The sequence below is a fragment of the Nonomuraea sp. NPDC049400 genome (assembly GCF_044466425.1).
GTDB lineage: Bacteria > Actinomycetota > Actinomycetes > Streptosporangiales > Streptosporangiaceae > Nonomuraea.
Genome location: NZ_JBITMP010000028.1, coordinates 40,997 through 52,958 on the forward strand (window position 1 = coordinate 40,997; position 11,962 = coordinate 52,958).

General features: G+C 68.8%; 9 protein-coding genes. 3 read left to right on the plus strand and 6 right to left on the minus strand.

Features of this window, described 5'->3' with window-relative positions:
• Positions 1-72 precede the first annotated feature (72 nt).
• Positions 73-2,172, minus strand: coding sequence for an alpha-1,4-glucan--maltose-1-phosphate maltosyltransferase (locus ACIBVN_RS35715; protein WP_397144121.1), 2,100 nt, complete (start codon positions 2,170-2,172; stop codon positions 73-75).
• Positions 2,173-2,453: 281 nt separating this feature from the next.
• On the opposite strand from ACIBVN_RS35715, the gene glgP reads away from it, so the two are divergent.
• On the plus strand, positions 2,454-5,036 hold the full coding sequence (gene glgP, locus ACIBVN_RS35720; RefSeq protein ID WP_397144122.1) for an alpha-glucan family phosphorylase: 2,583 nt from the start codon (positions 2,454-2,456) through the stop codon (positions 5,034-5,036).
• A gap of 52 nt (positions 5,037-5,088) precedes the next feature.
• A complete protein-coding gene (locus ACIBVN_RS35725) occupies positions 5,089-5,985 on the plus strand; it encodes a MurR/RpiR family transcriptional regulator (RefSeq protein ID WP_397144124.1) in 897 nt (298 codons plus the stop codon).
• Here ACIBVN_RS35725 and ACIBVN_RS35730 read toward each other — a convergent pair.
• From ACIBVN_RS35730 to ACIBVN_RS35740, 3 genes are all read right to left on the minus strand, one after another.
• Positions 5,948-7,864, minus strand: coding sequence for an N-acetylmuramoyl-L-alanine amidase (locus tag ACIBVN_RS35730; protein WP_397144126.1), 1,917 nt, complete (start codon positions 7,862-7,864; stop codon positions 5,948-5,950). The genes ACIBVN_RS35725 and ACIBVN_RS35730 overlap by 38 nt on opposite strands.
• A 189-nt stretch (positions 7,865-8,053) precedes the next feature.
• Positions 8,054-8,920, minus strand: coding sequence for a maleylpyruvate isomerase family mycothiol-dependent enzyme (locus ACIBVN_RS35735; RefSeq protein WP_397144128.1), 867 nt, complete (start codon positions 8,918-8,920; stop codon positions 8,054-8,056).
• 78 nt (positions 8,921-8,998) lie between these two features.
• Positions 8,999-9,214 carry a hypothetical protein gene (locus ACIBVN_RS35740; protein ID WP_397144130.1) on the minus strand — a complete coding sequence of 72 codons (216 nt, stop codon included), beginning with the start codon at positions 9,212-9,214 and terminating at the stop codon, positions 8,999-9,001.
• On the opposite strand from ACIBVN_RS35740, the gene ACIBVN_RS35745 reads away from it, so the two are divergent.
• Positions 9,213-9,983, plus strand: coding sequence for a class I SAM-dependent methyltransferase (locus ACIBVN_RS35745; RefSeq protein ID WP_397144132.1), 771 nt, complete (start codon positions 9,213-9,215; stop codon positions 9,981-9,983). The two genes, ACIBVN_RS35740 and ACIBVN_RS35745, sit on opposite strands and share 2 nt — an antisense overlap.
• On the opposite strand, the gene ACIBVN_RS35750 is transcribed toward ACIBVN_RS35745, so the two are convergent.
• Positions 9,980-10,951: a zinc-binding dehydrogenase gene (locus ACIBVN_RS35750; protein WP_397144134.1), complete on the minus strand. Its 972-nt coding sequence runs from the start codon at positions 10,949-10,951 to the stop codon at positions 9,980-9,982. The genes ACIBVN_RS35745 and ACIBVN_RS35750 overlap by 4 nt on opposite strands.
• Positions 10,952-11,015: 64 nt before the next feature.
• Complete coding sequence (locus ACIBVN_RS35755; RefSeq protein ID WP_397144136.1) at positions 11,016-11,759, minus strand: helix-turn-helix domain-containing protein; 744 nt, start codon at positions 11,757-11,759, stop codon at positions 11,016-11,018.
• Positions 11,760-11,962 lie beyond the last annotated feature (203 nt).

The following is an 11,962-nucleotide window of genomic DNA, read 5'->3' on the forward strand; positions in this document are numbered from 1 at the left end:
GAGCCACCCCACGAGGGGCTCATGACGGAGGCGCTTTCACACACGTTTGAAGACTCCCCGCTGAATTCAGTTCTACCGTGGCGCGGCTCGTACGGTGAGAATGTGGGCAGGCTGGATGTGGGGGTCGAGGCGGACGTAGTTGCTCTGCCGCCAGCGGTACGACTCGCCCGACAGCTCGTCGTCGACGACGAACTCGGCGTTCCAGTCGAGTCCGATGGCTGGTAGGTCAAGGTCAACGGTCGCCTCGTGAGTGTGGTGCGGATCCAGGTTGATGACCGCCAGAACCACGTCGCCCAGCCCGTGCCTGCGTGTGGCCGGGTCATAGGCGCCGGGAAGCCGCTTCGAGAAGCAGACGATGTCCCCTTGGTCGACCCTGTGGAACCGTAGATTACGCAATTCCTGCAATGCAGGATGCGCTCTTCGGAACAAATTCAGATGAGTGATGAAGGGGGCCAGGCTCCATCCCTCACGTTCGGCCGTAACCCAATCACGAGGTTTGTACTGATATTTCTCGCTATCTAGGTATTCCTCGCTACCGGGGCGTACCGGGATGTTCTCGAAGATTTCGTACCCGGAGTAAACCCCCCACGTGGGGGAGGCGAGCGCGGCCAGCACCGCCCTGATCTTGAAGGCGGGCACGCCGCCGTGCTGCAGGTACTCGTGCAGGATGTCGGGCGTGTTCACGAACAGGTTCGGCCGCAGGTAGGCGGAGGTCTCATGGGCCAGCTCCGTGAGGTACGTCTCCACCTCCGCCTTCGTGTTCCGCCACGTGAAGTACGTGTATGACTGGTGGTAGCCCACCTTGGCCAGCGTGCGGAGCATCGGCGGGCGGGTGAACGCCTCGGCCAGGAAGATCACATCCGGATCGGTCGTGTGGATGTCGGCCAGCAGCCGCTCCCAGAACCCGACCGGCTTCGTGTGCGGGTTGTCCACCCGGAAGATCCGCACGCCGTGGTCCATCCAGTGCCGCAGCACCCGCTTGACCTCCGCGTAGATGCCCTCGGGATCCTTGTCGAAGTTGATCGGGTAGATGTCCTGGTACTTCTTCGGCGGGTTCTCGGCGTACGCGATGGAGCCGTCCGCCCTGATCGTGAACCACTCGGGGTGGTCCTTCACCCACGGGTGGTCGGGCGAGCACTGGAGCGCGAAGTCGAGCGCGATCTCCATGCCCAGCTCCTTGGTGCGGCCCACGAACGCGTCGAAGTCCTCGATCGTGCCCAGATCGGGGTGCACGGCGTCGTGGCCGCCGTCCTCGGAGCCGATGGCCCACGGCGAGCCCGGCTCGTCGGGCTCGGGGCTGAGCGTGTTGTTGCGGCCCTTGCGGAACGTCGTGCCGATCGGGTGGATGGGCGGCAGGTAGACGACGTCGAAGCCCATCTTGGCGATGGCGGGGAGCCGCTTGGCGGCGGTCTGGAAATTTCCGGACTTGGAGATGCCGAGCTCGTTGACGACCGAGCCTTCCGACCTGGGGAAGAACTCGTACCACGAGCCGTACAGCGCCCTGCGCCGGTCCACCCTGATCTTGTGGGACTTGGACCTGGTCACCAGCTCCCGGAACGGGTGCGACTCCAGCAGCGCGGCCGTCTCAGGAAGCTGCGCGATCGAGAGCCGGGCCCTGGGGTCCAGCTGCTCGTCACGCAGCGTGGCGGAGACCGCCAGCAGGGCCGCCCGGTGCCCGCAGGCACTGTCGCCGTTGCCGTTGCCGCTCTGGCCCTTGGACCCGTTCCCGTTCTGGCCCTTGGCGCCGTTCCTGGGCTGGTCGTTCGGGCAGTCGGCGGCGCGTACGGCCTTGGCCGCCCGCTCGAACAGCCGGGCGCCTTCCTCGCACATGAGGTCGACGTCCATGCCGCGCGGGATCTTGATCTCGGCGTCATGCAGCCACGTGCTGATCGGGTCGCTCCACGCCTCGACGCGGAACAGCCAGTCACCCTCGGCGGGCAGGGACACGTCCGCGCCCCAGCGGTCGGTGCCGGGGGCGAGCTCGCGCATTCCTCTCAGACGCCCGCGCTGACCGTCGGGCGAGGTGAGCACCACGCCCGCGGCCACGGCGTCATGGCCCTCTCTGAACACGGTCGCCGAGACCTGGAAGGTCTCGCCGGCGACCGCCTTTGCGGGCCACTGCCCGCAGTCGACGACGGGGGAGATGTCCGTGATGGGAATTCGTCCGATCATCGCATTCAAGGGTTTGCGGCGGCGCGCTCGGCGCCACCGGAGGCTTTCCGTGTCGATGCAGCTCTGGTGGGCTGCTGTTCGCTTCCCGCCATAGGCACGATCCTTGCATGTAAATTGTGGACAGCAGTGGATAGACCTCCCGAGTGTGCCCGCGGGAGAGCCAACAATGAGGAAAGTTGCCCCAATAGTCCCTCTTCATGCCTTGTCCCGGAAGGGGTTTGAACGGTCTTGATGAGGGTGAAGGACTCAGAGGTCCCTCCTAGCCCGTAGGGTGCAGAAACGTGAGAGCTATCCGCCGGTTTACCGTCCGCACCGTCCTGCCCGCGGAGCTGGCCGCCCTCGGCGAGCTCGTGCATAATCTCCGTTGGTCGTGGCACCCGGAGACGATGGATCTCTTCGCGGAGGTCGACGCCGACCTCTGGGAGCAGGTCGGGCACGACCCCGTGGCCCTGCTCGGCGCGGTCAGTCCCGCCCGGCTCAGCGAGCTGGCCGCCGACCGCCGCTTCCTGCGCCGCCTCGCCGACGCGGCCGACGACCTGCGCGAATACATGACCTCGCCGCGCTGGTACCAGACGCTGCCCGAGGGAGCACGCGCCATCGCGTACTTCTCCCCGGAGTTCGGCATCGCGACCGCGCTGCCGCAGTATTCGGGCGGCCTGGGCATCCTCGCGGGAGACCACCTGAAAGCGGCCAGCGACCTGGGCGTGCCGATCCTCGCGGTCGGCCTGCTCTACCGCCACGGCTACTTCACGCAGTCGCTGTCGCCCGAGGGCTGGCAGCTGGAGCACTACCCGTCGCTCGACGCGGGCGGGCTGCCGCTCACCCTGCTGAAGGACCCCGAGGGCGAGCCGGTCAAGATCCGCATCGCGCTGCCCGGCGAGCGTGAGCTGCACGCCCAGGTGTGGGTGGCGCAGGTGGGACGGGTGCCGCTGCTGCTGCTCGACTCCGACGTGGCCGACAACGACACCGCCGCCCGCGACGTCACCGACCGCCTCTACGGCGGGGGCACCGACCACCGGCTCATGCAGGAGCTGCTGCTGGGTGTGGGCGGCGTGCGTGCGATCAGGGCGTACTGCAAGATCACCGGCCACGCCGAGCCCGAGGTGTTCCACACGAACGAGGGGCACGCCGGATTCCTCGGCCTCGAGCGCATCCGCGAGCTGACCGAGGCGCGGCTCTCGTTCGACGAGGCGCTGGAGGCCGTTCGGGCGGGCACGGTGTTCACCACGCACACGCCCGTCCCCGCGGGCATCGACAGGTTCCCCGTGGACATGATCGAGCGCCACTTCGGCGGCCCGAACGCCTGGCCGACCGTGCCCGTCGAGCGGATCCTGGCGCTGGGCGCTGAGGCCGATCCCGGCCGGTTCAACATGGCGGTCATGGGCATGCGGCTGGCCCAGCGCGTCAACGGCGTGTCCCAGCTGCACGGCGAGGTGAGCCGGGAGATGTTCAAGGACCTCTGGCCGGGCTTCGACCTCGACGAGGTGCCGATCGGGTCGATCACGAACGGCGTGCACGCGCCCACCTGGGTCGGCAGGGAGCTCATGGAGCTGGCCGGGCGGGAGCTGCCCTCGCTGCTCGAGCGGGCCCGCGGCTGGGAGGGCATCCAGAAGATCTCCGACGCCGACATCTGGCGGATCAGGGGCACGCTGCGCCAGCGGCTGGTCGAGGGCGCCCGGGCACGCCTGCGCACCTCGTGGCGCGGGCGGGGCGCCTCCGATGCCGAGCTCGGCTGGATCGACGACGCGCTCGACCCCGAGGTGCTGACCATCGGCTTCGCCCGGCGGGTGCCGTCGTACAAGCGGCTCACGCTGATGCTGCGCGATCCCAAGCGGCTGACCGAGCTGCTGCTCGACCCGGACAAGCCCGTGCAGATCGTGATCGCCGGCAAGGCGCACCCCGCGGACGAGGGCGGGAAGAAGCTGATCCAGCAGATCGTCAAGTTCGCCGACCAGGCGAACGTCCGCCACCGCATCGTCTTCCTGCCCGACTACGACATGGCGCTCGGCCAGCTCATGGTCCAGGGCTGCGACGTCTGGCTGAACAACCCGCTGCGCCCGCTGGAGGCGTCCGGCACCTCGGGGATGAAGTCCGCGCTGAACGGCGGGCTCAACCTGTCGATCCGCGACGGCTGGTGGGACGAGTGGTACGACGGCACCAACGGCTGGGCGATCCCGACCGCCGACGGCGTGACGGACCCGGACCGGCGGGACGAGCTGGAGGCCGCCGCCCTGTACGACCTGATCGAGCATGAGGTGTCCGACCGGTTTTATGACCGCGCCCCCGACGGGCTGCCGCGGCGCTGGATGGAGATGGTCAAGCACACCCTCACCTCGCTGGGGCCGAAGGTGCTGGCCGGCCGGATGCTGCGGGACTACGTGGTCGACCTGTACAGCCCGGCCGCCGCCTCGGCTCGCGCGCTGTCGGCCGACTCGTACGCACCGGCGAAGGCGTTCGCGGCCTGGAAGGTCCGGGTCGCCCAGGCCTGGCCGGGGGTGCGCGTCGAGCACGTCGAGGCCTCGGGCGTGGGGGACACGCCGGAGGTGGGCGCCTCCGTCGAGCTGCGCGCCACGGTCGCGCTCGGTGACCTGGAGCCCGGCGACGTGCTGGTCGAGGCGGCCTACGGCAAGGTCGGGCCGCACGACGAGCTGGTGCATCCGGCGTACGCGAAGCTCACCGTCGCGTCGACGGATGACGACGGCCGGGCTCACTACACGGGCGAGGTCCCGCTCGACCGTACGGGAGCGTTCGGCTACACCGTGCGGGTCGTGCCGTACCACCCGCTCATGGCCACTCCCGCCGAACTCGGGCTCATCGCCGTGCCGGAGGAACCTGTGGGCATGACGAACGGCACATTGCGTTAAACGCAGGTGGGGTCAAGGGCACATCGCGGTAAACGGACGGCATAATCAGGACGTGGACGACAGCGGCAACGGCCTGCGGGCCGACACTCTGGTGGCCACGGTTCGCGGTGTGCTGCCGTCCCTGACGCCGGCCGCGCAGACCGTTGCCCGGCTCATCCTGGAGGACCCGGCGACGGTGGCCAGGAGCACCATCACCGAGCTCTCCGCCGCCTCCGGCACGAGCGAGGCCACGATCGTGCGCACTGCCAGGCTGCTCGGGTTCGCGGGATATCCGCAGCTCAGGCTGGCCTTAGCGGCGGCCGCCGCGCAGCCCGACCGGCTCGTGCCCGGAGACCTGGCGCCCGACGACCCGCTGTCGGAGGTCATCCAGAAGGTGGCCCGAGCAGAGTCCGAGGCGATCAACGACACCGTCGCCCAGCTGACCTCCGAGCGGCTGGGGCTGGTCGTGGACGCCATCGTGGGCGCGCGGCGGATCGACGCGTACGGGGTGGGCGCCTCCGGGCTCGTGGCCGAGGACGTCGCGCAGAAGCTGCTGCGCATCGGGCTGTCCAGTCACGCCTTCCAGGACGCGCACCTGGCGCTGACCAGCGCGGTGCTGCTCAAGGAAGGGGACGTGGCGATCGGCATCAGCACGTCGGGGGAGACGCCCGACGTGATCGAGCCGCTCATCCGGGCCAAGGAGGCGGGGGCCACCACGGTCGCGATCACGAACAACCCGCGCTCGTCCATCGCGGAGCTGGCCGAACACGTGCTGATCTCCGCCGGGCGCGAGACGGAGTTCCGCCCCGGCGCCCTGGCCAGCAGGATCAGCCAGCTCCTCGTCGTCGACTGCGTGTTCGTCGGCGTCGCCCAGCGCACGTACGACTCCTCTCAGGAGGCGCTCGCGAGCACCAGGCGCGCCGTCAAGGAGTTCACCCGGAGAACGACACCTGCACGTCGTCAGCCTTGACGAACATCACGCGGTGGCCGAACTGGATCTGCAGATACTTCGTCTTGCCCCGGACCACCTTGTGGTCCTGGTCCATGGTGAACGTGACCGCCCGGTAGTACTCCGCGGCCGCCGGTCCGGAGAGGGTGTACTTCTCGCCTGCCGAGAACGTGTACTGCAGCGGGGTCACCGCCTGGTACGGGATGTCGGCAGGGTAGGCCTCCTGCTCGGGGTACGCCCTGCCGTACACCGGGACCGTGGCCTTGCCGGGCTTCGGCGTGACCACGAGGCCCGCTGACGGGACCGCGGTCGGGGCGCTCGCCGGGTTGTGGAACCAGGCCTTCTGGCCGAGGTACCAGATCGCCGTCCAGTCGCCCTGGCGGTCGGCCACGGCGAAGCGCTGGCCGGTGGTGGCCCTGGCGCTGTGGTCGTACACGCTGTAGAGGGAGTCGCCGGTCGGGTGCTTGCCGATGTCCTTGACCAGCGGCGCGTCCTGCCTCGGCTCGGTACGCAGCCAGACGGTGCTCGCGGGGAGCGGCGGGCAGGCGGCGCTGGGGTTCTTGCGGTCGCAGCCGTAGAAGTACGGCTTATTCGTTGCGAAGTCCGGCTTTATCATGACCGAGCCGGACCTGGGGCCGCCGAACTGGTGCAGCGGGGCGCCGATCAGCTGGAAGTAGTGCGCCCAGTCCCAGAACGGGCCAGGGTCCTCGTGCATCCCCCGCACGGTCGTGGGCAGGGTGCCGGGGACGTTGTCGTGGCCGATGATGTGGGCGCGGTCGAGCGGCACGCCGTGCTTGAGCGCCAGGTAGCGGACCAGCCGGGCGCTCGACCGGTACATCGCCTCGGTGTACCAGGTGCTGCCCTCGGCCAGGAAGCCCTCGTGCTCGATGCCGATGGACTTGGCGTTGATGTACCAGTTGCCGGCCTGCCAGGCGACGTCCTTGCTCTTGATGTGCTGGGCGATGTGACCGTCGGTGGAGCGCACCGAGTACTGCCAGCTGGCGCCGTACTTGGGGTCCTGGTTGAGGCGGATGGAGGGGGCGAAATATCCCTCCATGTCGTGAATGATGATGTATTCGATCTTCTGGCTGAACGGCCGGTTCGCCAGGTCGTAGTGCCCGTAGTCGTCGGGGGGCAGCTCCTGGTACGCGGAGGGGATCCACTCGCAGGAGATGGAGGCCGGGCACTCGACGCCATCGGTCCGCTCGTGGCGGAGGCCGAGCTTCTCGAGCCACTTCTCGATCTTCTCGAGGCCGGGCACGGCGGGCAGCGCGACCCTCTCCCCGTCGTCCGTGGTCCGCGCGGCGCCTTCCTTGATCGTCGCGAACACCTCGTCGGCGAAGAACCTGGCCGCCCCGGCCTCCTCGGCCCCGGAGTACTTGGCGACGGCTCCGTACCACTCGCTCGGGTTGTCGCTCAGCGGCGCGCCGAGTGACTTCTGGTAGTCGGCGAGCAGCGCGGCGCCACCCCGGATGTTGGCGGCATCGTCGCTCCGCAGCCGCTCGTGACTCTCCCCGGTGAGCTCGGCGGCCCGCTCCATGGTGCGGAGGGAGGCGGGAATGACGGTCTCGGCGGAGGAGGGCTCGGGGCTGGGCAGAGGCCGGCTCTCATCCCCTCGGGCATCCTCGGTGCCTTCGCCGTGATGATTGGAGGTGGTGAAGGCGGCGGCGTCGGTCAGATGCATGGGACCGAACCCGGCGGTGTTGGACGGCTGCCCGGCATGGGCGTCCCACCGCGACTCGAGGTACGACACACCAAGGAGGATGCTCTCGGGCACCTTGAACTCTTGGGCGGCGGCCGCGAAGGCCTGCTGACGGCCGACCGGCTCTTCGGCGTGCACCGCTGAGGTGACGGTTAAGGGCAAGAGGGCGACCACGGAGATCGCCAATAGGCGGCGCATGAACCACTCCTTGGACTGGGGGGCCACGTAAGTGGGATCAGCGTCTCAACATTTTCCTTCTCGCGCGAGATCTTTGCGAAGCTATTCTTCACCCCTTAACACTGTGGTAGCCGGACCAGGGCAAACACCACATCCCGTCGCCCATGCCGGTGATGTCTTGCTCGAAGACCGCCTCGGGGACAGCGGATGTCAGAACTCCCATGCCTCCGGTTTCGGCGGCGACCAGATGATCGACACGATCTGGAGCGCTGCTGTCGCGAGTTGTCGGTCACCGTCGATGTGAGTGCGTTCGACCGCTTGCGCGGGGGTGATGCCACGGGTGCACAGCCGCCAGGCGGTGTCTACGTCGAGGTAGAGGTTCACAGTGGGCTGCTGGTGCGCTCGGGGTCGCAGCCTCCAGCGGTCGGAGCCGTGCGTGCAGGTCCAGACTCCTCCACTTGGCCCGGTCACGTTCACCTGGACAGTGGTGCCTTCCGGGGCGGTGACGTCGCGCAGCGTGTGGGGCAGTGCCCGCAGGAAGGTGTCGAGGACGGGGCCGAGGTAGTGCGGGCCGGTAAGCCCCGTCCGACCTGTCGCGTCGCAGATCTGCTGGTGGTGAGTCCAGTACTCGGTGTATTCCCGGGCCACGTCCAGCCAGTACGGAACAGGCTCAGGACCGGCCCAGCGCACCGGTCCGCCAAGGGTGTCCAGATCGACGGTCTGCCAGAACTCCACGATCTGGTTCCCCATGGCCGAGAGCAGCTCGATGAGCATCGGCGGGCTGATGCGGCGGGCTGCGGTCACCCACTCGTCATTGATCCGGTCGAGGAAGCCGGGGAACGCCTCGCCGTCTTGAGGATGCAGCACATGGTAGCCGTCGCGGTGCATTGAGAGGCGTCCGATGTGGTCGCCGAGCACGTGCGCGGCGACGTCTTTGACGCTCCAGCCCGGACAGATGGTGGGACGCGCCCACTCGCCGTTGTCGAGTCGGCGCAGCAGGTCGATGAAGGCTGCCTGTTGCTCGGCGAGCAGTGGCCGGACGTCGATGGCGGGCCCCAACCAGGAGGTATCGGTCATCGTTCACTCTCCGAGATCGGCGACGGTGACGCTGATGTGGGTACCCAACGGGGACGCGGATTTTCCTGGTACACGAACTCAAGGGTCCACGGCGGGCTGGACGGTCAGGTCGACCTGGCCCAGGCCGGTGCCGCGCTGCTCTTCCAGGAAGAGGATCGCTCCGTTCAGGGTGGGCAGCCCGGCTCCGATCTCCGTGTGGATCGAGTCGAGGCCCGCGTCGCGGCGCGCTGCGAGCCCGGTGTGTCGGCGGTTTCGGGTGGACCGTACGCGGTGCCCGTGTGACGCTCGCCCCATGCCCGACTACTACCGCGACCTGTCCGCCGACTACCACTGGATCTTCCCCGACGAGATCGTCAAACCTCCCGGCGTGATCGGCGGCACCTCCACCGACAGCCGGGAGCTCATCGAGGCCGTCGTCGAGGCCCTGCCGCCGGGCGCCCCCGTGCTGGACTGTGCCTGCGGCATCGGTACGGACGCCATGGCGCTGGCGTACGCCGGGTTCCAGGTGACCGCGACGGACGGCAGCCCCGCGATGGCGGCGGAGGCGCGCCGTCGCCTGCCCGCCGGGGTGGAGGTGCTCACCTCCAGGTGGGAGGACCTGCCCGCCGTTGTGGCCGGGCGGTTCGAGCTGGTGCTGTGCCTGGGCAACTCCCTGGTCCACACGGGGTCGCACAAGGCCATGGTGGCCGCGCTGGCGGGCATCCGGGAGATGGTGTCACCCACCGGCACGCTGATCGTCGACTCCCGCAACTGGGAGCTGCTCTACCGGGAACGGTCCCAGATCGTGGCCGCCGACCGGGTGCGCGAGCGGGACGGCGTGCGCTGCACCTGCGTGTACGTCTGGACCTTCCCCGAGAGCTTCGGCGAGCCGTGCCTGGCGGAGCTGCTGTTCTTGGCGGAGCACGCGGACGGCAGCCTCATCCACCGGCGCCATGCTCTCGAGTTCCAGCCGTTCACGCCGGCCGAGCTGGAGGCGCGGCTCGTCGAGGCCGGGTTCGCCGTCGCCGGCTCCTCCTACCGCCATGACGCCCAGCGGTACGCGGTCGCAGCGACCACGGGTTAGGGGACGAGCACGACCTTGCCGGTTGTCGCCCTGGTTTCGAGGGCGGCGTGGGCGGTCGCGGCCTGCGCGAGCGGGAACGTCTGCACGGCAGGCGCCAGCGTGCCCTCGGTGGCCGCCGCCAGCGCGCGGACCTCGTACTGCGGCCTCGTGTCCGGACCGCTGATCAGCAGCATCAGGGCGTTGGTGACGGTGAGGCCCCGCTCCTCGACCGTCTGGGGGTCCGGCCGGAAGTCCTGCTGTGAGGCGTTGCCGATGGTCACGTACCGGCCGCCGTCGGCCAGCAGTTCGAACGCGGCGCGCGCCTTGTCGCCGCCGACCCCGTCCAGCAGGGCCGTGACCGCGCGGCCACCCAGCTCCTTGGCGACGCTCTCCTCCCAGGAGGGCTGGTCGTAGTCGACGGCGATGTCCGCGCCGAGCTCCCGTACGGCCGCCACCTTGGCGGGGCCGCCGGCCGCGCCGACCACCTTGGCGCCGAGCCCGTGCGCGTACTGGACGAGCAGGCGCCCGATCCCGCCGGCCGCCGAGGTCACCAGCACCACGTCGGACGAGGTCAGCTCGGCCACGTCCAGGAACTGCAGCGCCGTCACCCCGGTGACGATCATGGCCACGGCGGTCTCGTAGCCGATGGTGATCGGGTGAACGGAGGCCACGTCCGCCACCGCCAGCTCCGCGTAGCCGCCGGGCTTGCCGTACGCGGTCACCACATCCCGCCCGATCCAGGACGGATCGACCCCCGGGCCCACCTCATCCACGCGTCCCGCCACCTCTCCGCCGAAGATCGTCGGCAGCTCTGGCTGCGGCGGCAGCGACTCACTGGCCTGTCCTGACCGCAAGATCGTCTCGACCAGGTGTACGCCGGCCGCCTTGACCGCGATGCGCACCTGGCCCGGGCCGGGCACGGGATCGGGGACGGTCTCGTAACGCAGGTTCTCGGCGGGGCCGAAGGCGTGCAGGACGACGGCATGCATGGTGCTCTCCCGAAGACAGCGGTCAACTTGTGCTTCGAGCCTGCAACCTCAACCAAGCTTGATGTCAAACTTGATCAAGTTCTTGGTGGCCGTCGCGCGATGATTCGGTCAGCACCGGACGCCAGCGTTCGGCTGTCTTGATCATGTCCTGTGAGGTGCGGTCGAGGAATACGCTCACGTGCTCGAGCCGCGCGCCGACAGGCGTGGTGCGGCCGAATATCCTGACTCCTTCGCGGGCGGATTCCGCCAGTGCGAGATTTCGCTGAATGCTCGCCATGAAAGCCCGGTACCAGATGTCGTCGTCGACGACGTAGAGCTCGCGCCGCCATCGCGGGTCGCGTACGCGCCTGATCAGTTGCTGCTCCTCCAGGTATGCCACGGCGGTGGAGACCGAGGCCGGACTGACCTGCAGGCGCCGGGTGAGCTCCTTGGCCGTGAGCGCGCCGGTGTCGGTGGTGTGCAGGCAGGCCAGGACCCTGGACGTCATCCGGGGTAGGCCCGTCTGCATCAGCAGGTCGACCTGCCGCTCGGTGTATTCGCGTACCGCCTCGGGGTCGCGCCCGTACGACGTGGTGCCGGTCGGCGGCGATGACTGCGAGGGCTGCTTGCGGCGGCGGGCACGTCGCTCGGTCGCCTGGTGTGCCCGGTCGGCCCGGTACGCGTCCGGGCCGCCGTTGCGGCTGACCTCCCGGCTGATGGTCGAGGTCGGCCTGGACAGGCGCCGGGCGATCTCCGCGTAGCCGAGCCCCTGCGACAGGCCCGCGGCGATGTCACGGCGGTCCTGTTGGGTCAGCCTGCCTCCTGCCATCGGCACTCGCCTCCTGTCTGCTGGATCCGGTGCCTCAGTATTGCGTTCAACCATAGCCCATTGCAACAACCGTGTCGGGTATGTGTTGCGTTCGTTCGCACGGTCGTTGCAATCTTTCAGTGCCTCTACCTGGGTTTCTGGCCATCTTAGGCGTAGGGGTGCTTTGACAGATTCACTGAATGCAACGTAGCTTTTGGGGCAGT

Excerpts from the sequence above, each read along its gene's own strand:
- ACIBVN_RS35745 (WP_397144132.1), top strand. The coding sequence starts at position 9,213 with ATGCCCGACTACTACCGCGACCTGTCCGCCGACTACCACTGGATCTTC.
- ACIBVN_RS35735 (WP_397144128.1), bottom strand. The coding sequence starts at position 8,920 with ATGACCGATACCTCCTGGTTGGGGCCCGCCATCGACGTCCGGCCACTG.
- ACIBVN_RS35755 (WP_397144136.1), bottom strand. The coding sequence starts at position 11,759 with ATGGCAGGAGGCAGGCTGACCCAACAGGACCGCCGTGACATCGCCGCG.
- ACIBVN_RS35750 (WP_397144134.1), bottom strand. The coding sequence starts at position 10,951 with ATGCATGCCGTCGTCCTGCACGCCTTCGGCCCCGCCGAGAACCTGCGT.
- ACIBVN_RS35730 (WP_397144126.1), bottom strand. The coding sequence starts at position 7,864 with ATGCGCCGCCTATTGGCGATCTCCGTGGTCGCCCTCTTGCCCTTAACC.
- ACIBVN_RS35715 (WP_397144121.1), bottom strand. The coding sequence starts at position 2,172 with ATGATCGGACGAATTCCCATCACGGACATCTCCCCCGTCGTCGACTGC.
- ACIBVN_RS35740 (WP_397144130.1), bottom strand. The coding sequence starts at position 9,214 with ATGGGGCGAGCGTCACACGGGCACCGCGTACGGTCCACCCGAAACCGC.